The sequence below is a fragment of the Desulfobulbus oralis genome, assembly GCF_002952055.1.
In the GTDB taxonomy this organism is placed as follows: Bacteria; Desulfobacterota; Desulfobulbia; order Desulfobulbales; family Desulfobulbaceae; genus Desulfobulbus; species Desulfobulbus oralis.
The window spans coordinates 2,465,204-2,488,123 of the sequence record NZ_CP021255.1 but is presented as its reverse complement, the minus strand read 5'-3'; the positions used below and the strand labels follow the sequence as shown (position 1 = coordinate 2,488,123).

The 22,920-nt window shown below is 62.2% G+C and carries 21 protein-coding genes and 1 tRNA gene; 20 read left to right on the top strand and 2 right to left on the bottom strand.

Features of this window, described 5'->3' with window-relative positions:
• The first annotated feature begins 7 nt into the window (after positions 1–7).
• The 7 genes from CAY53_RS13260 to ahcY all read left to right on the top strand — a co-directional run bounded on the left by CAY53_RS13260 (position 8) and on the right by ahcY (position 11,436).
• Positions 8–1,339 carry a 3-deoxy-D-manno-octulosonic acid transferase gene (locus CAY53_RS13260; RefSeq protein WP_219842668.1) on the top strand — a complete coding sequence of 444 codons (1,332 nt, stop codon included), beginning with the start codon at positions 8–10 and terminating at the stop codon, positions 1,337–1,339.
• A gap of 61 nt (positions 1,340–1,400) precedes the next feature.
• Positions 1,401–1,712 carry a DNA cytosine methyltransferase gene (locus tag CAY53_RS13255; RefSeq protein WP_245874923.1) on the top strand — a complete coding sequence of 104 codons (312 nt, stop codon included), beginning with the start codon at positions 1,401–1,403 and terminating at the stop codon, positions 1,710–1,712.
• A gap of 244 nt (positions 1,713–1,956) precedes the next feature.
• Positions 1,957–3,075, top strand: coding sequence for a glutamine-hydrolyzing carbamoyl-phosphate synthase small subunit (gene carA, locus CAY53_RS11120; protein ID WP_104937151.1), 1,119 nt, complete (start codon positions 1,957–1,959; stop codon positions 3,073–3,075).
• An 18-nt stretch (positions 3,076–3,093) separates the two neighbouring features.
• Positions 3,094–6,318 carry a carbamoyl-phosphate synthase large subunit gene (carB, locus tag CAY53_RS11115; RefSeq protein ID WP_104937150.1) on the top strand — a complete coding sequence of 1,075 codons (3,225 nt, stop codon included), beginning with the start codon at positions 3,094–3,096 and terminating at the stop codon, positions 6,316–6,318.
• A 94-nt stretch (positions 6,319–6,412) separates the two neighbouring features.
• The gene (ftsH, locus tag CAY53_RS11110) at positions 6,413–8,386 is read left to right on the top strand and encodes an ATP-dependent zinc metalloprotease FtsH (RefSeq protein ID WP_104937149.1); all 1,974 of its coding nucleotides are present in this window, start codon (positions 6,413–6,415) and stop codon (positions 8,384–8,386) included.
• 414 nt (positions 8,387–8,800) lie between these two features.
• Positions 8,801–9,964, top strand: a complete 1,164-nt coding sequence (gene metK, locus CAY53_RS11105; RefSeq protein ID WP_104937148.1) for a methionine adenosyltransferase — start codon at positions 8,801–8,803, stop codon at positions 9,962–9,964.
• A gap of 185 nt (positions 9,965–10,149) precedes the next feature.
• Positions 10,150–11,436, top strand: a complete 1,287-nt coding sequence (ahcY, locus tag CAY53_RS11100; protein WP_104937147.1) for an adenosylhomocysteinase — start codon at positions 10,150–10,152, stop codon at positions 11,434–11,436.
• 158 nt (positions 11,437–11,594) lie between these two features.
• Here ahcY and serC read toward each other — a convergent pair whose 3' ends face one another.
• Together serC and CAY53_RS11090 are read right to left on the bottom strand one after the other, a co-directional pair.
• Complete coding sequence (gene serC / locus CAY53_RS11095; RefSeq protein ID WP_104937146.1) at positions 11,595–12,674, bottom strand: 3-phosphoserine/phosphohydroxythreonine transaminase; 1,080 nt, start codon at positions 12,672–12,674, stop codon at positions 11,595–11,597.
• Positions 12,655–13,182 (bottom strand): tRNA (cytidine(34)-2'-O)-methyltransferase, encoded by a 528-nt coding sequence (locus tag CAY53_RS11090; protein ID WP_245874921.1) that lies wholly within the window; start codon positions 13,180–13,182, stop codon positions 12,655–12,657. The genes serC and CAY53_RS11090 overlap by 20 nt, the downstream gene beginning before the upstream one ends.
• A gap of 229 nt (positions 13,183–13,411) precedes the next feature.
• Here CAY53_RS11090 and CAY53_RS11085 point away from each other — a divergent pair, with 229 nt between their 5' ends.
• The 13 genes from CAY53_RS11085 (at position 13,412) to prmC (ending at position 22,899) form a co-directional block, all read left to right on the top strand.
• Positions 13,412–13,747, top strand: coding sequence for a DUF1844 domain-containing protein (locus tag CAY53_RS11085; RefSeq protein WP_104937145.1), 336 nt, complete (start codon positions 13,412–13,414; stop codon positions 13,745–13,747).
• 4 nt (positions 13,748–13,751) lie between these two features.
• Complete coding sequence (locus tag CAY53_RS11080) at positions 13,752–14,597, top strand: 4-(cytidine 5'-diphospho)-2-C-methyl-D-erythritol kinase (RefSeq protein WP_104937144.1); 846 nt, start codon at positions 13,752–13,754, stop codon at positions 14,595–14,597.
• Positions 14,598–14,632: 35 nt separating this feature from the next.
• A tRNA-Gln gene (locus CAY53_RS11075) sits at positions 14,633–14,707 on the top strand.
• A 20-nt stretch (positions 14,708–14,727) separates the two neighbouring features.
• Complete coding sequence (locus CAY53_RS11070) at positions 14,728–15,666, top strand: ribose-phosphate pyrophosphokinase (RefSeq protein WP_104937143.1); 939 nt, start codon at positions 14,728–14,730, stop codon at positions 15,664–15,666.
• Between the two features lie 25 nt (positions 15,667–15,691).
• Positions 15,692–16,249 (top strand): 50S ribosomal protein L25, encoded by a 558-nt coding sequence (locus CAY53_RS11065; RefSeq protein WP_104937142.1) that lies wholly within the window; start codon positions 15,692–15,694, stop codon positions 16,247–16,249.
• A gap of 4 nt (positions 16,250–16,253) precedes the next feature.
• Entirely contained in the window at positions 16,254–16,847 is a 594-nt protein-coding gene (gene pth, locus CAY53_RS11060; RefSeq protein ID WP_017865817.1) for an aminoacyl-tRNA hydrolase, read from the top strand.
• A gap of 92 nt (positions 16,848–16,939) precedes the next feature.
• Positions 16,940–17,419, top strand: coding sequence for a CarD family transcriptional regulator (locus CAY53_RS11055; protein ID WP_017865816.1), 480 nt, complete (start codon positions 16,940–16,942; stop codon positions 17,417–17,419).
• Entirely contained in the window at positions 17,419–18,414 is a 996-nt protein-coding gene (locus CAY53_RS11050; protein ID WP_104937141.1) for an RluA family pseudouridine synthase, read from the top strand. The genes CAY53_RS11055 and CAY53_RS11050 overlap by 1 nt, the downstream gene beginning before the upstream one ends.
• Positions 18,411–19,016, top strand: coding sequence for a dephospho-CoA kinase (gene coaE, locus CAY53_RS11045; RefSeq protein WP_104937140.1), 606 nt, complete (start codon positions 18,411–18,413; stop codon positions 19,014–19,016). The genes CAY53_RS11050 and coaE overlap by 4 nt, the downstream gene beginning before the upstream one ends.
• Before the next feature lie 314 nt (positions 19,017–19,330).
• The gene (gene rho / locus CAY53_RS11035) at positions 19,331–20,578 is read left to right on the top strand and encodes a transcription termination factor Rho (protein ID WP_017865812.1); all 1,248 of its coding nucleotides are present in this window, start codon (positions 19,331–19,333) and stop codon (positions 20,576–20,578) included.
• Positions 20,579–20,665: 87 nt separating this feature from the next.
• Entirely contained in the window at positions 20,666–20,893 is a 228-nt protein-coding gene (rpmE, locus tag CAY53_RS11030) for a 50S ribosomal protein L31 (RefSeq protein ID WP_017865811.1), read from the top strand.
• A 66-nt stretch (positions 20,894–20,959) separates the two neighbouring features.
• Positions 20,960–22,033, top strand: coding sequence for a peptide chain release factor 1 (gene prfA, locus CAY53_RS11025; RefSeq protein WP_104937548.1), 1,074 nt, complete (start codon positions 20,960–20,962; stop codon positions 22,031–22,033).
• A complete protein-coding gene (prmC, locus tag CAY53_RS11020; protein WP_219842666.1) occupies positions 22,030–22,899 on the top strand; it encodes a peptide chain release factor N(5)-glutamine methyltransferase in 870 nt (289 codons plus the stop codon). Before prfA ends, prmC begins: the two co-directional genes overlap by 4 nt.
• Positions 22,900–22,920: the final 21 nt, after the last annotated feature.

The following is a 22,920-nucleotide window of genomic DNA, read 5'->3' as shown; positions in this document are numbered from 1 at the left end:
GGTTATAGTGTACACGGATTTTTTCCTGCCCCTGACCCAAGGAAAGCGTGTGCGCCGCTCCCTGCTCCTGGATATCTACCGCCTGACAGGCCTCTGCCTGTACCCGCTGGCCCGCCTGCTGGCGCCGATAAGTCCCGCCTTTCCGGGCCGCAGCGCCTATTTGTTTCCAGAACGTCTGGGGCTGTACCCAAGGCTTTCGGCCGACAGGGGGCCGACCGTGTGGCTGCACGCCGCATCCATGGGCGAGGTACAGGCTGCCCTGGTTTTACTTGCCGCCCTGCGCGAACAGTTCGGGCAGTATCGCTACGTGTTGAGCGTGACCAGCAGACAGGGTCATGAACTGGCCCGGGCGCGCCTGCGCGACCTCTCCTGCATCATGGCGCCCCTGGACATGCCTCAGGCCGTGAACCGGGCCATCGATCTTATCGGGCCGGCGCTGTACATCTGCCTGGAAACCGAACTCTGGCCGCTGCTGCTGACGACGCTCTCGGCCCGGGCTGTGCCGCTTGTGCTTTTGAACGGCCGCATGTCGGAGCGCTCCTTTCGCCGTTACCGGAGGCTGGCGCCGGCGATTGCCGGCGTGCTCCGCAGCTTCAGCCGCATGGCCCTGATTGGCGAGGCGGATCGTCGGCGTTTCGGGGCGCTGGGTGTGGCAGCGGGGTGCATGCAGGTGACCGGGAATCTCAAGTTTGACGCCCCCTTTGACGAAGCCGGGGCAGGGGCAATCCGGGCCGCTTACAGAAGGCGGCTGGGCCTTGCGGAAGAGGAGCGGCTTCTGCTCTGCGGCTCCACCCATGGCGGCGAGGAGGCCCTGTTAATCGCGGCCTGGCAGGAGCTGGGCAGGAAGCGGGCCATCCCGCTTGTCCTGGCCCTGGCCCCGCGGCATCTGGAACGGCTGGCCGAGGTGGAAAATCTGCTGCAGGAACGCGGTCTGGCCTGGCAACGCCTCTCTGCGCTTGCTGGAAAGCGCACAGCGCCGGTGATCCTGGTGGATACCATGGGCGAGCTGGCCGACCTCTATGCGGCAGGCGATTGCCTCTTCTGCGGCGGCAGCCTGCTTCCGCGCCTCTCGGGCCACAATCTCATGGAGGCGGCACGCTGGGGCAGACCGGTGTATTTCGGCCCCTACACGCGGGACTGGCAGGATGCGGCCAACCTGCTCGCCGGGAGCGGCGGCGGCTTTCGGGTTGCGGACATGGCCGCACTCGTGGACCATGTGGGGGCGCTGCTCCGCGATGCCCATGCCTATGAGCGCGCCTGCCGGGCTGCCCACGACTGCGCTGCCTCCCAGCGGGGCGCACTGGCCCGGCAACTTGCCGTGGCCGCGGAATTTTTATGAGCTGCTCGTCGCGCGGGCCCGCCCGCTGTCCCTTGCGGCCAATCACAGCCTTTTGTTTGCAGTGAGTTTCCCGGCATTGACCTTTATCGACCTTTTTGCCGGTATGGGCGGCATCCGGCTTGGATTTGAGGCTGCGGCCGGCCGGTGCGTCTACACGTCCGAAGGGGCCGGCCATGCCCGCAGGGCCCATGCGGCCAATTTCCCGGACAGCCAGACCAGTGTGGGCGACATCATCCAGGTTGATCGTGAACGCAGTCCCCACCATGAGGCGCTGCTGGCCGGCTTTTCCTGTCAGCCCTTTTCCATTGCCGGCGCGGGCAGGAAAAGCGCCAAACAGGCAGGCACAGCATCCCGTCCGCAGGAGTCGACATGAAAGGGCCTGCACAAGCCGGGTCTGGTAGCGGTCCGCGCCTTGCGGGAAGCCGGGCCAAACCCCGTCCTTGGAGAGGAAGGCCGGTAAAGGGGCGCCGGGTCATGTGGGGCAGCAGGCATCGCCTGGGGGCCCTGGCCGCCCCGAAAAGCCATGAAAAAGCCAAACAGGCGGCGTGGCCACGGGCCGCGTTTTTTCTGTACTGCGCCTGGAAAACCTGACGCAGCCCATTCATACGAGGAAGATCATGAAAGCGATCATTGCTTTGGAAGACGGCACCATCATTCCGGCCCGTTCCTTTACCGGGGCGGGCGAGGCGCTGGGGGAAATGGTTTTCAACACCAGCATGAGCGGGTATCAGGAGATCCTGAGCGATCCCTCCTCTGCCGGCCAGCTCGTGACCATGACCTATCCGCTCATCGGCAACTCCGGCGTGAACCCCCAGGACATGGAATCCGATACCCTCCATCCCAGGGCCTTTCTGGTCCGGCAGTATCAGCCCCGCCCTAGCAACTATCGCAGCACCGGAACCCTGGCTGATTTGCTCAAAAAATTCGGCGTATTGGGTGTGGAGGGCTTTGACACCCGGATGCTTGCCAGAAAACTCCGCAGCCAGGGCGCGATGAAGGCCGTGGTCTCGACCGACAAGGCGCCGCCCGAAGCCCTGGTCGAGCGGGCCCGCCAGTGGCCCGGCATGGCGGGTCAGGATATGGCAGCGCTGGTCACCTGCAGGGAGCCCTATATCTGGACCGGGGACGGGGCGCAGCCGGGCCGGGCCTTTCCCGAAAGTCCAGGGCAGGGCCGTTTCAAGGTGCTGGTCTATGATTTCGGCGTGAAGCGGAGCCAGCTCAGGCTGCTTTTGCAGCACGACTGCCGCGTCCTGGTGGTGCCGGCCGGCACAAAGGCCGAAGAGGCGCTGGCCCTCCAGCCGGACGGCATCTTCCTCTCCAATGGCCCGGGCGACCCGGCCGGCGTGGCCGGCGTGCAGGACGAGGTGAAAAAGCTCATCGGCAAGGTGCCCATATTCGGCATCTGCCTGGGGCACCAGATCATCGCCCTGGCCCTGGGCGCCAAAACCTGCAGGCTGAAGTTCGGGCACAGGGGCGGCAATCAGCCGGTGAAAAATCTCGCCACGGACAGGGTGGAGATTACCTCGCAGAATCAAGGTTTTTGTGTGGACAGGGACACGCTCCCGGAAGATGTGGCCATGACCCATGTGAACCTGAACGACGGCAGCCTGGAGGGCCTGCAGCACCGGACACTGCCTGTTTTTTCCGTGCAGTATCATCCGGAGTCTGCCACAGGACCCCACGACGCCCGCTACCTCTTTGCCCGCTTCATCGGGATGATCCGGCAGACCCGCTGACATAAAAGGAGAACGACGATGCCGAAACGGACAGATTTGCACAAGATTCTCATCATTGGCTCCGGCCCGATCATCATCAGCCAGGCCTGCGAGTTCGACTACTCCGGCGTGCAGGCGGTCAAGGCCCTGAAGGAGGAAGGCTTTGCAGTGGTGCTCATCAACTCCAATCCGGCCACCATCATGACCGATCCGGGGCTGGCCGATCGCACCTACATCGAACCGATTACGCCGGAATTCGTGGCCAAGGTGATCGAGCGGGAGCGGCCGGACGCCATCCTGCCCACTCTGGGCGGCCAGACCGGGCTCAACACCGCCATCAAGGTGGCGGAAATGGGCGTGCTGGAGCGTTTTGGCGTCGAGCTGCTGGCTGCCGATGCCGGGGTCATCCGCAAGGCCGAGGGCCGCGAGGAGTTCCGCGACGCCATGAGGAAGATCGGCCTCAAGGTCCCGGAGAGCGCCATTGTCCATACCCTGGACGAGGCCATCGAGGCGGCCGGGCGCATTGGTTTTCCGCTGATCGTGCGGCCGAGCTTCACTCTGGGCGGCACCGGCGGCGGCGTGGCCTACAACCGGGAGGAACTGCGGCAGCTCGCCGCGGCGGGCATCGACCTTTCGATGACCAGCGAAATTATGCTGGAACGCTCCCTTCTGGGCTGGAAGGAGATGGAGCTCGAGGTCATGCGCGACCGCAAGGACAATGTGATTATCGTCTGCTCCATCGAAAACATGGATCCCATGGGCGTGCACACCGGCGACTCCATCACCGTGGCCCCGGCCCAGACCCTGACCGACCGGGAATATCGGGCCATGCGTGACGCGGCCATTGCCATCATGCGGGAAATCGGGGTGGAAAGCGGCGGCTCCAACGTGCAGTTCGCCATCAACCCGGAAGACGGCGAGCTGATGGTGATCGAGATGAACCCGCGGGTGTCGCGCTCCTCGGCACTGGCCTCCAAGGCCACGGGTTTCCCGATTGCCAGGATCGCGGCCAAGCTGGCCGTGGGCTATACGCTGGACGAGCTGAAGAACGATATCACCCGGGAAACCTGCGCCGCCTTCGAGCCGACCATCGACTACTGCGTGGTCAAGATCCCGCGCTGGACCTTTGAGAAATTTCCGGAAACCGAGGACATCCTGGGCACGGCCATGAAGTCGGTGGGGGAAACCATGGCCATTGGCCGTACCTTCAAGGAGGCCTTCCAGAAGGGCATGCGCTCTCTTGAAATCGACCGTATGGGTTTTGGTTTCGACGGTAAAACGGGCCTGCGCGACATGCACGAAGACGACCTGGAAGCGGGTCTCGCCAGACCCAACTCCAAACGCGTCGGCTATATTTACGAGGCCCTGCGCCGCGGCATGAGCGTGGAGCGGCTGAACGGGCTGACCCGGATCGATCCCTGGTTTCTGTACAATCTGCAGGAGCTGGTGGCAGAGGGCCATGCGATTGCCCAGGCCGGTCTGGCCGCGCTGGACAGGGAAAAACTCCTGAGAGCCAAGCAGGATGGCTTTTCCGACCAGCAACTGGCCCGCCTCACGGGTACGGCGGCCGACGACGTGCGCAAGCGGCGGCTCGACATGGGCATCAGACCCGTGTACAAGCTCGTGGACACCTGCGCCGCCGAGTTTCCATCCTACACGCCCTACTACTATTCCACCTACGAGACCGAGGACGAGTCCCGGCCCAGCGAGCGCCGGAAGATCATGATCCTGGGCGGCGGGCCGAACCGCATCGGCCAGGGCATCGAGTTCGACTACTGCTGCGTGCACGCGGCCTTTGCCCTGCAGGAGATCGGCGTGGAATCCATCATGGTGAATTCCAACCCGGAAACCGTGTCCACAGACTACGACACCTCGGACAGGCTCTACTTCGAGCCCCTGACCCTGGAGGATGTCCTGAACATCATTGACCGGGAAAAGCCGGACGGCGTGATCGTGCAGTTCGGCGGCCAGACCCCGCTGAATCTGGCCGGGCCGCTTGCCAAACGGGGCGTGCCCATCATCGGCACCTCGCCGGATGCCATTGACCGCGCCGAAGACCGGCAGCGCTTCCAGCAGTTTCTGCAGCTTCTGGGGCTGCGTCAGCCTGCCAACGGCACGGCCCGCAATGTGGATGAGGCCTTGGCCGTGATCGGGCGCATCGGCTTTCCGGTGGTCATGCGGCCATCCTATGTCCTGGGCGGCCGCGACATGTGCATCGTGTACAACGAAGAGGGCATCCGCAACTTCATGGCCAAGCCCGGCATGAGCGGCGCCGAGCACCCGGTTTTGCTCGACCAGTTCGTGAAGGACGCCATAGAACTGGATGTGGACGCGGTCTGCGACGGCAAAAGGGCGGTCATCGGCGGCATTATGGAGCACATCGAGGAGGCGGGCATCCATTCCGGGGATTCGGCCTGTGTGCTGCCGCCGTACACGCTTTCCCAGGGCATGCTGCAGCAGATCGCGGACGCTACCCGGGCCATGGCGCTGGAGCTGGGCGTGGTGGGGCTCATGAACGTGCAGTTCGCCGTGCAGGGGGACATGCTCTTTGTGCTGGAGGTCAATCCCCGGGCCAGCCGCACCGTGCCTTTCGTGTCCAAGGCCACCGGCGTGCCGCTGGCCAAGATCGCCACCAAGGTGATGATGGGCATGAGTCTGGATGAACTGGGTTTCACCAGGGAAAAGGTGCTGCATCACTATGCGGTCAAGGAGGCGGTTTTCCCCTTCAACCGCTTCCCGAACGTGGACACCCTGCTTGGCCCGGAGATGAAGTCCACCGGTGAGGTCATGGGCCTGGATGCGGACCTGGGCCTGGCCATGGCCAAGTCGCAGATCGCGGCCGGTTCGCCGCTGCCCCTTGCCGGCACGGTTTTCATCAGCGTGCGTCATCCGGACAAGCCCGCGGTCGTGCCGGTCGCGGCCAGACTGGCGGAACTGGGCTTCACCATCATCGCCACCCGCGGCACCGCGGCCCGGCTCGAGCAGGAAGGCATCGCCTGCAGCGAGGTCAACAAGATTTCCCAGGGCCGGCCGCATATTCTGGACAAGGTGCAGAACGGAGAAGTGCAGTTCATCATCAACACTTCGGCCGGCAACCGGGCCACCGAGGACTCCTACGCCATTCGCCGGGCCGCCCTGGATTATCATATCCCCTACTGCACCACCATTACCGGCGCCACGGCCGTGACCAAGGCCCTGGTTTCGCTCATGCAGAAGGAAGCGGGCGTTATGACGATTCAGGAAAGTTCAAAGCGTATTGACTGAAAGTCAAGGCGTGTTACATTGCAGCCAGTGCCATCCGGCCGCATTGGTGCCAGCCGGGTGGCTCTGTTGTGCAAACCCCTGCTGAGAGGATTGTTTGAATACTTTTTACAAAAAGCTGACCCTGTGGCTGATGATTCTTTTGGCCGTGCTCTTCATGGTCCAGTTCGTCAACAGCCCCGTCAAGCCGGCCCAGTCCATCACCTACAGCGAGTTCTGGACGCATGTGGAAAGCGGCGACATTTCCAAGGTGACCATTCAGGACAAGGAAATAACCGGCCTGGGCCAGGACGGCCGCCCTTTCAAGACCATTGCGCCCAGCGACGCGGAGCTGATTCCCATGCTGCGCAAGGCCCGGGTCAACATTGCCGTGGAAAAGCCCAAGGAAATGCCGTGGTACATGTCGGTTCTGGTTTCCTGGTTTCCGCTGTTGCTGTTGATCGGCGTGTGGGTGTTTTTCATGCGCCAGATGCAGATGGGCGGCAAGGGCGGCGCGCTGTCCTTTGGCAAGACCAGGGCCAGAATGCAGGAAGAGGGTGAGGTCAAGGTGACCTTCAAGGATGTGGCCGGCATTGACGAAGCCAAGGCCGAGCTCGAGGAAATCATCGATTTTCTCCGCGATCCCCAGAAGTTTACCCGCCTGGGCGGCCGTATTCCGAAAGGCGTTTTGCTGGCCGGTTCGCCCGGAACCGGCAAGACGCTTCTGGCCCGCGCCATTGCAGGCGAGGCTGGCGTGCCCTTTTTCACCATTTCCGGCTCGGATTTTGTGGAGATGTTCGTGGGCGTGGGCGCTTCCCGCGTGCGCGACCTCTTCGCCCAGGGCAAGAAGAACGCGCCCTGCATCATCTTTATCGACGAAATCGATGCGGTTGGCCGCCATCGTGGCGCCGGCCTGGGCGGTGGACATGACGAGCGTGAACAGACCTTGAACCAGCTTCTGGTCGAGATGGATGGCTTCGAAGGCAACGACGGGGTCATCATCATTGCGGCCACCAACCGGCCGGACGTGCTCGATCCGGCGCTGCTCAGGCCGGGTCGTTTTGACCGGCAGGTGGTGGTGCCGGTGCCGGATGTGAAGGGCAGGGAACAGATCCTGGCGATTTACGGCAAAAAAACCAAACTGGCCCCGGATGTGGATCTGGCGGTCATTGCCCGGGGGACGCCCGGCTTTTCCGGCGCGGATCTGGAAAATCTGGTGAACGAGGCGGCGCTCATGGCCGCGCGGGAGAACCGCGAGGACATCAATGCCGCGCTTCTGGAGCGGGCCAAGGACAAGGTGATGATGGGCGCGGAGCGCAAGTCCATGATCATTACGCCCAAGGAAAAGGAGAACACCGCCTACCACGAGGCCGGACATGCCCTGGTGGCCTATCTTCTGCCCGGCACCGACCCTGTCCACAAGGTGACCATTATCCCCCGCGGCCGCGCCCTGGGGCTGACCATGCAGCTTCCGGAGGACGACCACTATACCCATTCCAGGAGCTATCTGCTCGCCCAGATCGCCATTCTCTTTGGCGGCCGGGTGGCGGAGAAGCTGGTCTTTGACGATGTGACCACCGGTGCGAGCAACGATATCGAACGTGCGACCGAGCTGGCCCGCAAGATGGTCTGCGAGTGGGGCATGAGCGACGAACTGGGACCCCTGGCCTACGGCACCAAGGAGGAGCAGATTTTTCTGGGCCGGGAAATCACCCGGCACCGCGACTACAGCGAGGAAACATCCCGCAGGATCGATGCGGTGGTCAAGCAGATCATTCTGGATGCCAACGAAAGGGTGACGCAGCTTTTGACCGAACACCGCGCCGCACTGAATGCCATAGCCGAAGCGCTTTTGGACAAGGAAACCATTGTGCTGGATGACATGATCCGGATTGTCCATGAGGTCGAGCATCCGGGCGAGCCCTGGGAGCCGAAACAGCCTGCACAGGCAGCCGAAGGCCCGGTTCAGGCCGGGAAGCCGGTCAGGGTGGAGGCGAAGTCCGGCAGCACGAACAGGGCGGAAGCGAATGCCCCGGATGCCGGGATTGCTGGCGATGCTGCGAACGGGGAGGAGGAAGAGCTTTTGCCCTGAGCCTTGGGCAGGCTTCATGGCGCAGCGTATGTCTCTAAGGCCCCTGGCATACTGCGGTGCCTTTGGCACGAGGCGCCCGCCCTGCCTGTATCGCGAGGGTTCCCCTGCCAGTTCCGCCCATTTTTCCGAATGAAAGGCAGCGGCAAAGCCCCAGAGCCATCCTTGCCGCTGCCTGCCCACGCCGTTCCAGCGGCTCCCGGCCCCTGTTCAGCCGGGGCATGCCCATGCGGCATGGGAAATAATCCATTGTCATGTCACTGTATAAAGAGGGCTGCGCCTGCTCGGTTCCTGTCATGGGAGCAGCGTCTTGCCGCCGCTTTTGCCGGTTTTTTTTCACCAGCCAGTAGTCAGGGCCTGTTGAATTGGATATAGTTTGTCTTCTCATTTTAACCTCAGCGCTCTGGAGTTGCGCCTATGTCGGACTACATTTTTACCTCGGAGTCGGTTTCCGAAGGGCACCCGGACAAGATGGCAGACCAGATTTCCGATGCCGTGCTTGACGCCATTTTAACCCAGGACAAATACGGCCGGGTCGCCTGCGAGACCCTTGTCACCACGGGCATGGTGCTCGTGGCCGGAGAAATCACCACCACGGCCCGGATCGATATTCCGCAGATCGTGCGTGAGACCATCGAGGATATCGGCTACACATCGTCGGACATGGGCTTTGACAGCCGGAGTTGCGCCGTGCTGACCAGCCTGGATCGTCAGTCGCCGGACATCGCCCAGGGCGTGAACGAGGGCAGCGGCCTGGATCTCGATCAGGGCGCGGGCGATCAGGGCCTGATGTTTGGCTATGCCTGTGATGAAACCGCAGGCCTCATGCCGCTCCCCATTACCCTGTCCCAGGATCTGGTGCGCCAGCAGGCAGGGGTGCGTAAAAGCGGCAGGCTGTCCTGGCTCAGGCCGGATGCCAAAAGTCAGGTGACGGTCGAATACATGGACGGCCGGCCAAAACGCATCGATGCGGTGGTGCTGTCCACCCAGCATGCGGCCGAGGTGGACTATGACACCATCAGGGCCGGGGTGATGGAGGAGATCATCAAGCCGGCCCTGCCCGCAGCCATGCTGGACAAGGACACCAAATACTTCATCAACCCCACGGGCCGCTTTGTCATCGGCGGGCCGGTGGGCGACTGCGGTCTGACCGGCCGCAAGATTATCGTCGATACCTACGGCGGCCGGGGGCATCACGGCGGCGGCGCCTTTTCGGGCAAGGATCCATCCAAGGTGGACCGCTCCTCCGCCTATATGGGCCGCTACGTGGCCAAGAACATCGTGGCCGCCGGTCTGGCGCGGGAGGTCGAGGTACAGGTGGCCTATGCCATCGGCATTGCCAGGCCTGTATCCATCAATGTGGAGACCTTTGGTACCGGCAGGATTCCGGAAGCCCGGCTGGTCCAGATTGTTGACGAGATCTTTGACCTCAGACCCAAGGCCATTATCCAGCAGCTCGATCTCCTGCGTCCGATTTACCGCAAGACTGCCGCCTACGGTCATTTTGGCCGGGAACTGCCCGAATTCACCTGGGAGCGTACGGACAAGGCCGAGGCGCTGAAGAGCGCGGCAGGCCTGTAATTTTTTGTCTGCGGTGGCGCGGAAGCGAACGGAGGTGCCTGGGGAGAGTGGCCTTTTGTGCCTGCTCTCCTGCATTGCCGCGCTTTGCGGGAAAACGCTTTTGACAAGGGGCGAGCCGAATTTTTCAGACGCCGCATTCGGAGCGCCGAAGGCGGCATGATTTTCATCTCAATCACAGGAGCAATATGAGCGACTATAAGGTAGCCGACTTGAAGCTGGCCGAATGGGGCCGCAGGGAAGTGGCCATTGCCGAGACCGAAATGCCGGGTCTGATGGCGCTGCGCGAGGAGTTCGGGCGGGAAAAGCCCCTCAGGGGGGCGCGCATTGCGGGTTGCCTGCACATGACCATTCAGACGGCGGTGCTGATGGAGACCCTGGTGCACCTGGGCGCGGAGCTGCGCTGGTCATCCTGCAACATCTTTTCCACCCAGGATCACGCCGCCTCCGCCATGGTGGCAGCCGGCATTCCGACTTTCGCCTGGAAGGGCGAGAAGGAAGAGGAATTCTGGTGGTGCATTGAACAGACCATCATGGGGCCGGACGGCTGGCGGCCCAACATGCTGTTGGACGACGGCGGCGATCTGACCCAGGTCATGCACGCAAAACACCAGGACTTGCTGAAGGGCGTGCGTGGGCTTTCGGAAGAGACCACCACCGGCGTGCACCGGCTCTATGATATGGAGCGCCGTGGGGCCCTCCTTTGCCCGGCCTTCAATGTCAACGACTCGGTGACCAAGTCCAAGTTCGACAACCTCTACGGCTGCCGGGAGTCCCTGATTGACGGCATCAAGCGCGCCACTGATGTGATGATTGCCGGCAAGGTCGCGGTGGTGGCCGGCTATGGCGACGTGGGCAAGGGCTGCGCCCAGGCGCTCAGAGGCATGGGCGCGCGGGTGCTGGTCACCGAGATCGATCCGATCTGCGCGCTGCAGGCGGCCATGGAAGGCTACCAGGTGGTGACCATGGACGAGGTGGCGGCCATCGGCAACATCTTCGTCACCTGCACCGGCAACACAGGCGTTATCACCCGTGCCCACATGGAGGCCATGCCTGACGAGGCGATAGTGTGCAATATCGGCCACTTTGATGCGGAAATCGATATCGCCGGCATTCGCGATCTGCCGTGGGAGAATATCAAACCGCAGGTGGATCACGTGATCTTCCCGGACGGCAAGAAGATCATCGTGTTGGCCGAGGGCCGACTGGTCAATCTGGGCTGCGCCACCGGCCACGCCAGCTTTGTGATGAGCAATTCCTTCACCAACCATGTGCTGGCGCAGATCGAGTTGTGGCGTGAGACGGCCAAATACGAAAACCGTGTCTACATGCTGCCCAAACTCCTGGATGAAAAAGTGGCACGGCTGCATCTGGACAAGATCGGCGTGCACCTGACCACCCTGACCCCGGAGCAGGCCGATTACCTGGGCGTGGATGTGGCCGGCCCCTACAAGGCCGATTATTATAGGTATTGACAGACGACAACAGCCCGCACGCTGTTGAGGCCCGGGCCCTCTCTGGCCGTGACAGTCCATGCAGAAAACCCCGGCGCCCTAAAAAGGCACTGGGGTTTTCTGGTTTTGCATCGCAACCGCTTTGCCGGGAAGGGGTAGCCTGGATCGGCTCCCCCGGCTCAGTTTTTCCGGGCAAAGGCTTGCATAAATTCGGCCAGCTTTGCCACGCCTTCCAGGGGAAAGGCATTGTAGAGGGAGGCCCGAAAGCCGCCCAGCAGGCGGTGACCCTTGAGGCCGATAAAGCCCTGTTCCGTGGTTTCGCGGAGGAACTTTTCCTCCAGTTCCCTGGTGGGCAGCGTGAAGGTCACGTTCATGGCCGAACGGGAGGCTTTTTCTGCATGGCCACGGTAGAAATCCGTGCTGTCGATGACCTCGTACAGCAGGCTGGAGCGCTGTTTGCTGAGCCTGTCCATGGCCGCCACGCCGCCCTGGTCCCTGAGCCAGCGCATGACCTGCCCCACGCCGTACACGGAAAAGACGGGCGGGGTGTTGAACAGGGAATCCGCCGCTGCGTGGGTCCTGTACTGCAGCATGGTGGGCACGCTTTCGCTCACCCGTTCCAGGAGGTCCTCCCGGATGATGACCAGGGTTACGCCGGCCGGCCCGATATTTTTCTGTGCGCCCGCGTAAATCAGGCCGAATCTGCTCACATCCACAGGGCGCGACAGAATGTCCGAGGACATGTCGGCCACCAGCATGGCATCCGTTTCCGGCATTGCGTGAAACTGGGTGCCATAGACGGTGTTGTTGCTGACAAAGTACAGGTATTCGCTCTTGGGGTTGACCGTGTATTCGCCGTGTTGGGGCACCCGCGTGAAGCCGGTCGCTTCGCTGGAGTAGGGTACCTCGACCTGGCCGAAGAGTCGGGCCTCCCTGATGGCCTTGTTCGACCACACGCCGGTGTTGAGATAGCTCGCCACCCGGTCTTTTTGCAGGAGGTTCATCGGCACCATGAAGAACTGGCTGGAGGCGCCGCCCTGCAAAAAGAGCACCTTGTAATGCCCGGGCACGCCCAGGAGTTCGCGGATAAGCGCTTCGGTCTCCTGAATGACCGCGGTGAATGCCTGGCTCCGGTGGCTGATTTCAATGATGCCCATGCCCGACTGGTTGAAATCGACGATATCGAGGGCTGCCTGTTTGAGCACCTGTTTGGGCAGGACGGCCGGGCCGGCGTAAAAATTATAGACTTGTTCTGGCATCTGCGACTCCGCTTGGAAAAGAGTGTGCATCCCGCTGCCGGATCGCTTCATAGAGCACGATGCCCGCACACATGGCCAGATTGAGGCTCCTGATATGCGGGTTGCACATGGGGATGGTCAGGCAGCGATCACTATATAGTGCAAGGATTTCTTCCGGCAAGCCTTTTGTCTCACGGCCAAAGACCAGCATGTCCCCCGGCCGGAAGCGGGCCGCTGTGTAGGGCCGCCCGCTTTTGGTGGTGAGCAGATGGAGCCGGGCCTTTGGCTGCGCGGCCAGAAAGGCGGCCAGGTTGTCCCAGTGGCGGATGCGCACGTGCTCCCAGTAGTCGAGCCCGGCGCGCTTCAGGTGCCTGTCATCGGTTTTGAAGCCGAGGGGGTGCACCAGATGCAGCACGGAATCGGTGGCGCCGCACAGGCGGGCGATGGCCCCGGTGTTGGGCGGAATCTCCGGTTCGACCAGGACCACGTGGCAGGCGCTGCTGTCGTCTGCCGGATCGTCTGGGTGCAGGGGATAGAGGAAGCGGGAATCGTGGGCTTGCCGGTCTGTCACGGATGCGCACTCTTTTTTGGGGAAAGGATTGCCGGATTGCCGGGCTGTTGTACCGCAGCGATGTCGGCCCGGCAAGTCCTTGTTCGGGCACTGCAATTCCTTGTGGCGCGGAGCGGGAAAGGATATTAACATAGGGCGCCCACTGTTGAAAAATCGCATATTGGCCATCTGTTCCAGAGAGAAAATCATGTCCGAAACCAGCTCCCAGCCCGAAACGCAGGCAGAAGAAAGCTGCCCCTGTCCGGAAGGTCAGGTCAGAGACGCCTTTGGCCGTTGCGTGATGCCCACGGTCACCTTTTCGTCCCTGATCCTGTCCCTCAACACCTCGGCCCTGTTTCACATGGGCGAGCTGCCCCACCCCGAAACCGGGCGCAAGGAGCGGAATCTGGAACTGGCCAAGCACGCCATCGATACCATTGCCCTGCTCAAAACGAAAACCCTGGGCAATCTGGTCGAGGAGGAAAGGGAACTGCTGGACCGGGTTCTCTACGAGTTGAAAATGCACTACGTGCGCCTGAGCTGAGGGCATGGCGCAGCAGATCCTGCATCTGCAGGCGCCGGCCAAGATCAATCTCCATCTGCGCATCACGGGGAGAAGGCCGGACGGCTACCACCTGCTCGACAGCCGCATGCAGAAGCTGGAGTTCTGCGATGAACTGGCATTCGAGCGCCTTGACCGGGGCATAGAGCTGGTCTGTGCGGGCCGGGCGGTGCCGGTTGGTCCGGAAAATCTGGTCTGGCGGGCGGCGGCCCTGTTTTTCGCCGAAACCCGGGCGGATTTCGGCGTGCGCATCACGCTGAGAAAGCATATTCCGGTGGCAGCCGGGCTGGGGGGCGGCAGCAGCGATGCGGCGGCGACGCTCCGCGCTTTGTTGCGCCTCTCCGGCCTGCGGATGCCCAGGGCTCAACAGCTCGCTCTGGCCCTGCGCCTGGGCGCGGATGTGCCGTTCTTCATGCAGGATGCGCCAGCGGCCCTGGCCAGGGGGGTGGGCGAGATGCTGCAGCCGGTCGCACCGCTTGTTGGCCCTGCCGTGCTGCTGGTGCATCCTGGTGTTTCCGTGTCCACCAAATGGGTGTATCAGAGTTTGGACTTGACAAGTCAGGCCCTTGACGATAGCTTCCAACGTTCTGCAGGCGGGGGGCAGTCATGCCCCTTTGTCAACGACCTGGAGCCGGTGACTGTGTCGCGTTATCCGGTGGTTGGCGAGTTGAAAGCCGAGATGGCCGGGCTCGGTGCGGAGCCTGCCCTGATGTCGGGCTCCGGGGCGACGGTATTCGGTCTGTTTGCGGACAGGGAACAGGCCAAAAGGGCTTTTCTGCACTTCCAGGGCATATATGCCCACACCTACCTGACCCGGCCTTTGAGCGGCTGAGCCAGCTTTTGTCGATTTTGGGATCATGCAAACACTGGGACGTCGTCAAGCGGTAAGACACAAGGTTTTGATCCTTGCACTCGGAGGTTCGAATCCTCCCGTCCCAGCCATTTTCTTGCTCTAGCGGGCCATGCCGAAGAAACTGAAGGTATTCACGGGCAACGCCAACCCGGAGATGGCGAAAGAGATTTGTGATCACCTGGGCATTCCTCTGGGACAGTCTGTGGTGAAGCGCTTCTCCGACGGCGAAATCTGTGTCGAAATCGGGGAAAATGTGCGGGGTGCGGATGTATTCGTGATTCAGCCCACCTGCCCACCGGTCAACGAGAATCTCATGGAGCTGGTGATCATGGTTGATGCCCTGCGCCGCGCTTCGGCCAGGCGGATCACAGCGGTCATGCCCTATTACGGTTATGCCCGGCAGGACCGCAAGGTGCGACCCCGGGTGCCGATCTCGGCCAAGGTCGTGGCGGAAATGCTCATGGTGGTGGGCACGCGCCGGGTTTTGTGCATGGACCTGCACGCAGGCCAGATCCAGGGCTTTTTCAATATTCCGGTGGACCACCTTTACGGCGCCGCTGTGCTGCTGCCGTACATTCGGGAGCGTTTCAGCGATGTGATCATGGTGTCGCCGGACGCCGGCGGCGTGGAGCGCACCCGGGCCTGTGCCAAGAAACTGAATGTCGATCTGGCCATTATCGACAAGCGGCGGGACAAGGCCAATGAGTGCGAGGCCGTGCGGGTCATCGGCAACGTCGAGGGCAAGACGGCCATCCTCCTGGATGATATCGTGGATACGGCCGGCACCCTGTGCGGTGGTGCGCAGATCCTTCTGGATGCCGGGGCCAGGGAAGTCCATGCCTGTTGCGCCCATGCGGTGCTGTCCGGTCCGGCTATCGAGCGCATCGAAAAGTCCTGCCTGAAGTCTCTGGTGGTTACCAATACCATTCCGCTCGGCGAAAAGGCCAGACACTGCGGAAAGATCGCCGTTCTGTCCGTGGGGCATTTGCTGGGTGAGGCCATTCGGCGCATTAACAACGAAGATTCGGTCAGTTGTCTCTTTCTATAATTAATTGTCCCGGAGGAAGGGGGATATGATTCAGGTGGATATGAGCGCGGACAAGCGCACGGTTTTTGGCAAAGGCGCGATGCGGCAGATGCGGATGCAGAAGCATACGCCAGGGGTCGTGTACTCCGGCGGGCAGGAGCCGGTAGCGCTGCAGTTTGCCACGTCCAGGCTGTTCAAGGACCTGCACCACATTCATGGCCGCAATGCGGTCATCAATCTGGCTGTGAACGGTGACAGCAAGGGGGTTCGTCACGCCAGGGTGCAGGAGATTCAGAAGGATCCCGTCACCGGCGCCTTGCTCCATATCGATTTTCTGGAAATCGATCTGGAAAAAGCGGCCCAGTTTGCCGTACCTCTGAAGTTTATCGGCACGCCCAAGGGCGTTGATCTGGGGGGCGAGCTCCAGATTCATGTCAGTGAGGTGCTGCTTTTCGGCAAGCCGCTGGACATCCCGGACGAGATCGAGGCCGACATTACGGCGCTCGAGCAGGGCGGCAAGGGGCTGACCCCTGCGGATATTACGGTGCCTGCCAACGTGGAGATGCGCAGCAAGACTGATACGGTCTGCGTGCAGGTTGTCTGAACCTGTGGACAAATATCTGGTGGTGGGGCTGGGCAATCCCGGCCCTGGCTACATCCATACCCGGCACAATGCCGGGTTTTATTTTCTGGATGCTTTTGCCGACGCTCAGGGCTGGCGCTTCGCAGCGGCCAGGATGCAGGGCGAAGCGGCTCAGGGCCGCCTGGGGGGTGCCCAGTTGTGCTGCGTGAAGCCGCAGACCTTCATGAACCACTCCGGCCTGTGTGTGCGCCGCTACCTCGACTACTTCGACATCCCTCTGGCCCGCCTCATCGTGCTGCACGACGATCTGGACCTGGCGGCAGGCCGCATCAAGGTTATGCGGGGCGGAGGAGCGGGCGGCCACAATGGCATCCGCTCCCTGATCGAGCATCTGAAAAGCCGTGATTTTGCCCGCATCCGTATCGGCATCGGTCGGCCGCCTGGGCCGGGCGGCCATGATGAAGCCGGGATTGTCGACTATGTGCTCGCGCCCCTTGGCATGGCCGGGCGCAGGCTCTGGGACGAGCGCGTTCCTCTGGTCAACGAGGCTCTTGAACTCTTCATCAGCCAGGGGGTGGATGCCTGCATGAACAGCATCAACGGCCGCGGTGCGGCATGAAACTGCGCCCCTGGCGGCATGCCGTCTTTGCGAAAAAAATATAAAATGGTATATTCCAACATTCTTTCTTTTTTTCCAAATATGAGGCTGCCGTGTTTGCGCAAGGTGACATGGCCGTATATCCGGCTCACGGGGTGGGGCAGATTGAGGCCATCGAAACGAAATCCATCGGCGGGATGGATCAGAGCTTTTACGTCATGCGGATCCTGAAGACCGATATGACCATCATGATTCCCACAGCCACGAGCCAGAATGTGGGCCTCAGGAGCATCATTTCGCCGGAGGAAACCGAACGGGTCTGGGAGATTCTGAAAGAACGGGACGTGGAGCTGGCCACCCAAACCTGGAATCGCCGCTACCGCGAGTACATGGACAAGATCAAGACGGGATCGGCCTTCGAGGTGGCGGAGGTTCTGCGGGATCTGTATCTGCTGCGCGGCGACAAGGAACTTTCCTACGGCGAGCGCAAGATGCTGGATACCGCCATGGAACTCCTGGCCAAGGAGATTTCTCTGGCGGACAAGATGGCGGAAGCCGAGGTTGTCCACCAGATCGAGCAGCTCTTCTCCTGATGTCCGTCCCGGTTCCAGACGGCCAGCCTGATGCCTCCACAACTGGCAGTATCCCGGGCCAGGGTGCCGAATGCCAGGTGCTGCCGCAGGAGGCCGGCTGGCGACTGGATCATTTCCTGTCCGCCCGTTTTCCAGAACATTCCCGTTCTTTTTTTCTGAAGCTGGCACAGCAGGCGCGGGTTTCCGTGAACGGCCAGCCTGCGGCCAAGGCTGGTCTGCGCCTGAAGACTGGCGACAGGGTTGCCTTTGCCGCGCCTGCTGCCGAACCGTCCGCGCTCAGGCCAGAGCCGATCGCCTTTGAGGTCCTCTTCGAGGACGAAGATCTGCTCCTGCTCAGCAAGCCGCCGGGTCTGACGGTGCACCCGGGCAGCGGCCAGAAAAGCGGCACCCTGGCGAATGGTCTTCTGTATCGCTACGCCACCCTGCCGGGCCTGGCCGAGGGGCGGGCCGGGCTTGTGCACCGGCTGGACAAGGATACTTCGGGCCTGCTTCTGGTCGCCAGGAACGAGCGGTGCCTGCAGGCACTGATGGCGGCCTTTCAGGAACGCTCGGTGCGCAAGGTGTATCACGCCATTTTGCTGCGCTCGCCCGCGGAGGCGCAGGGACGCATAACCGCCCCCATAGGCAGGCATCCGCTGCAGCGGCAGAAGATGGCGGTGCGCGAACAAAACGGGCGCTTTGCGGCCACCAACTGGCGTGTTGTCGAGCGCTTTGCCAATGGCTGGGTCCTGGCCGAAATTGGTCTGGAAACCGGCCGGACTCACCAGATTCGGGTGCACATGTCTGCCCTGCACTGTCCGGTGGCGGGCGATACCCTCTACGGCGGCAGGGTGGCAGCCAGTGCGCCGGTGCGTCCACTCCGGCAGATGCTGCATGCCAGCAGCCTGACCTTTACCCATCCGGTGAGTGGCCAGGAAATGACGGCCACCGCCCCGCTCTGGCCGGATATGCAGGCTGTGCTGGCCGCGTTGCGCGGCCTGGGGAGGGCCCCGTGATTTTGGGCGTCACCGGCGGCATCGGCTCCGGCAAGAGCAGCGTCAGCCGCCTGCTGGCCAGTTATTGTCTGGCGCCGCTTGTCGATATGGACCACTGCTGCCGCAGTCTTCTGGACCAGGGACAGCCGGGCTGGCAGGCGCTGCATGCCGCATTTGGGACCGGCTACGAGCGCCCGGATGGCGCCATCGACCGGCCTTGCCTGCGGGCAGCCCTGTTCGCCGATGCCGGGCTGCGGCAGCAGGTCGACAGCCTGCTGCATCCCGTGGCGCTGGCCCGCATGCGGGAGGAGATTGCCCGCTGCGGCGGGGCCCCGCTCGTGCTGGTGGAGGTGCCGTTGCTGTACGAAGCAGGCTGGCAGCAGCACATGGATGCCGTTTTGGTGGTCTATGCCCGCAGGGCCGTGCAATTCTGCCGGCTCGTGCGCAGGGACCACGTAAGCCACAAACAGGCCAGGCAGGCGCTGTCGGCCCAGATGGATCTGGCCGCAAAGGCGCGTCTGGCCGACTATGTGATTGCTAACAACGGGAGCTGGGCCGAAACGCGGCGGGCCGCTGTCCGGCTGGGTGAAGCGCTGGAGAAACGGGTACAAGAAAGTGCTTGACAGCGCTACCCAAATTCAATAGCATCCCTTGCACTTCGCGCTCCTTTCGTGCGGATCTTCTGTTTTGCAATCCCGCAAGCTTTACTTGCCTGTTGTCATCGCTGTCATTGCCGCTGCGCATCTTTTCGGCGCTCTGTTAATTTCTGCTGCCGGCATCCTTGCCATGCCGCTTGTTCCCGTCTTTTGAATACGTACAAGCCCCCTTGCATCTGCCGCCGTATTGTTCCGGCATGTTTCGGCCCATTGCCCTGCGGTGGCGCCGGGACGCGCTGCATTTCTCCTTCTCCTTTGGCCTGTAGCGGCCCCGTCTGCCCATGAATCTCTCCGATCTGAAGAACAAAAAAATCAAGGAACTGGTCAATATGGCCGCTGCCCTCAATATCGAGGGCTTCAGCAACATGACCCGGCAGGAGCTCATCTTCGCCATTCTGAAGGTACAGGCGGATGACGAGGGCAAACTCCGGGGAAGCGGCGTGCTGGAGATTCTGCAGGACGGCTTCGGCTTTTTGCGTGCGCCGGATTACAACTATCTGCCCGGCCCGGACGATATCTATGTCTCCCCTTCGCAGATACGGCGGCTCAACCTGCGTACCGGCGACACCATCGAGGGCGAGGTGCGCTCACCCAAGGACAACGAGCGCTACTTTGCACTCCTGAAGGTGGACAGCATCAACTACGATCCGCCGGAAGCAGCCAAGAACAAAACCACCTTCACCAACCTGACCCCGCTCCATCCGGATGAGCGCATCAATCTGGAAACCACGCCGGACAACCTTTCCATGCGGGTGTTGAGCATCGCCTCGCCCCTGGGCAAGGGCCAGCGTGGCCTGATCGTGGCCCCGCCCCGCACCGGCAAGACCGTTTTGATGCAGCAGATCGCAAACGCCATCGTCGCCAACCATCCGGAGATCATCCTGATTGTGCTTTTGATCGACGAGCGGCCCGAAGAGGTGACCGACATGCAGCGCACCGTCCGGGCCGAGGTAGTCAGTTCCACCTTTGACGAGCCGCCGCAGCGCCATATTCAGGTGGCGGAGATGGTCATCCAGAAGGCGCAACGGCTGGTGGAACACAAGAAGGACGTGGTCATCATGCTGGACTCCATCACCCGTCTGGCCCGGGCCTACAACACGGTCACGCCCGCATCCGGCAAGATTCTTTCCGGCGGCGTGGAAGCCAATGCCCTGCACCGGCCCAAACGCTTTTTCGGGGCGGCCAGAAATGTGGAAGAGGGCGGCAGTCTGACCATTCTCGCCACCGCGCTGATTGAAACCGGCAGCCGCATGGATGAGGTGATTTTCGAGGAATTCAAGGGCACGGGCAACATGGAGATCGTGCTGGACCGCAAGATGGCGAATCGTCGTGTGTATCCGGCCATTGACATGCTGAAGTCCGGCACCAGGAAGGAGGATCTGCTGCTGCCGCCCGAGGAGTTGAACCGCATTTGGATTCTCAGAAAATTGCTCTCCGCGATGAATCCGGTGGATGCCATGGAATTTCTCCTGGACAAGATGGGACAAACCAAGAGCAACCAGGAATTCTTTGCCGCCATGAACCGTTAGGCGGCATTTCACTTTGCAAAGCAGTCCATCTGGTTTATATGTGTGCGCGCTTGCTTACCGCGATTTTTTTCCGTTGAGGAGGACAACATGAAGGCGAATATTCATCCGGAATACCACCATATCAAGGCGGTCTGCGCCTGCGGCAACGAGATCGAGCTGGGTTCGGTCAACAGGGAAATGCACGTGGAAATCTGCTCTGCCTGCCATCCCTTTTTCACGGGCAAGCAAAAGCTGGTGGATACTGCAGGCCGTATCGAGAAGTTCAAGAAGAAGTATGCGGCCCATCTGGCTGCCAAGGCAGCCGGCAGGAAATAACCGTCCCGTTTATCCGCCGTGGCCTGTTCCCATCCGGTATGGGCAGGTCACGCTTTTTTTGCGCCCATGTTTGAGCAGCTTGCCGATATCGGTGAAAAATTGTCGGCGCTGGAGCGGCGGCTCGCCGATCCGGAGCTGCTGACTCGTCAGGACGAGTACCGCGCCGCGGTGCGGGAGCACACCCAGGTGGCCAGGGTGGCCGCACTGTATGGGCAGTACAAAAAACTGCTGGCCGAGATCGCCGGCAGCCGCGAGCTGGCGCAGACCGAGGAAGACCCGGAACTGGTTTCGCTTGCCAGGGCGGAGCTGGAAGCGCTTGAGGCGCGCAAGCCAGAACTGGAGCGGGCCATCCGCATCCAGCTTTTGCCCAGGGACCCGAACGACGAGAAAAACATCTTTCTGGAAATCCGGGCCGGCACCGGCGGCGACGAGGCAGCCCTCTTTGCGGCGGATCTCTTTCGCATGTACAACCGCTACTCCGAGAGCAAGGGCTGGAAGGTCGAAGTGGTGAACTCCAGCGCCACGGGCATTGGCGGTTTCAAGGAAATTATCGCACAGATCAGCGGCGCTCAGGTGTATTCGCACCTCAAGTACGAGTCCGGGGTGCACCGGGTGCAGCGCGTGCCGGACACGGAAACCCAGGGCCGCATCCACACTTCGGCGGTGACCGTGGCCATTATCCCCGAGGCTGACGAGGTGGAGCTGCACATCGAGCCCAATGAACTCAAATTCGACGTCTACCGTTCCTCCGGGCCGGGCGGACAGTCAGTGAACACCACGGATTCCGCGGTCCGGGTCACCCATCTGCCCACCGGCATGGTGGTGACCTGTCAGGACGAAAAATCCCAGCACAAAAACAAGGCCAAGGCACTCCAGGTGCTGCGGGCGCGGCTCTTGGACAAGCTGGAGCAGGAACGCCACGAGCGCATCTCCGAAGACCGCAGGGGTCAGGTGGGCAGCGGCGACCGCAGCGAGCGTATCCGCACCTACAATTTCCCCCAGGGCCGGGTCACCGATCATCGTATCAATCTGACCCTGTACAGGCTGGACCAGTTCATGGAAGGCGTGCTGGACGAGGTGCTCCTGCCTCTGGCCACCCATTTCCAGACCGAGGCCCTGAACCGGACGGACGGGCTGTGACCGGCCCTGTTCTTGGCGTTTTGGTCGCTGAAGGTGCGGCTGCCTTTGCGCGGGCCGGGATCGAATGTGCGGAACTGGAGGCCAGACTGCTGGCACAGCATGTGTTCGGCCTGAACCGGGCCGGGCTGATCGTGCACGAGCGGGATACGGTCGGTGATGGGGCAGCAGCCCGCTTCGCGGCCCTGGTCCGCAGACGCCTGAGCCGGGAGCCGCTGGCCTATATTCTGGGCGAGCGGGAGTTCTGGGGGCTGCCTTTTTCGGTGTCCCGGGATGTGCTCATTCCCCGACCGGAGACCGAGTTTCTGGTGGAGCAGGCCCTGGCCTCGAGCCGTGCCGCCGGGGTGGACGCCTCATGGCAGGCTCTGGATCTGGGCACGGGCAGCGGCGTGATTGCCGTGGTGCTGGCCCGGGAGCTGGGCTGCCGGGTGACGGCTGTGGATCGCTCGGCTGCAGCGCTTAGGGTGGCAGCCGAAAATGCCCGCCGGCATGGCGTGGCGGAGCGCATCGCCTTTGTGCGGGGCGATTGCTTTGCAGCCCTGCCCGCAGGCGCCCGCTACGATGTGCTGGTGAGCAATCCGCCCTATGTGTCGGCTCGGGAGATGGCCGCACTGGCGCCCGAGGTGGGCTGCTTTGAGCCCCGTTCGGCGCTTTTCGGCGGCCCGGATGGTCTGGACTGCCTCAGCGCCATCAGCCGGAACGCGGGCCCGTTCCTCCGGCCCGGCGCCGGGTTGTTTCTGGAAATAGGCGCGACGCAGGCGGAGGCTGTGCGCAGCCTGTTCACTGCGTCCTCCTCTTATGAAGATGTGCGGATTCTGCCGGATCTGGCCGGCCGTTCCCGGGTTCTGGCCGCACGTGCAGCCGCATGAGGCCGACCCGGAATCCTTTTG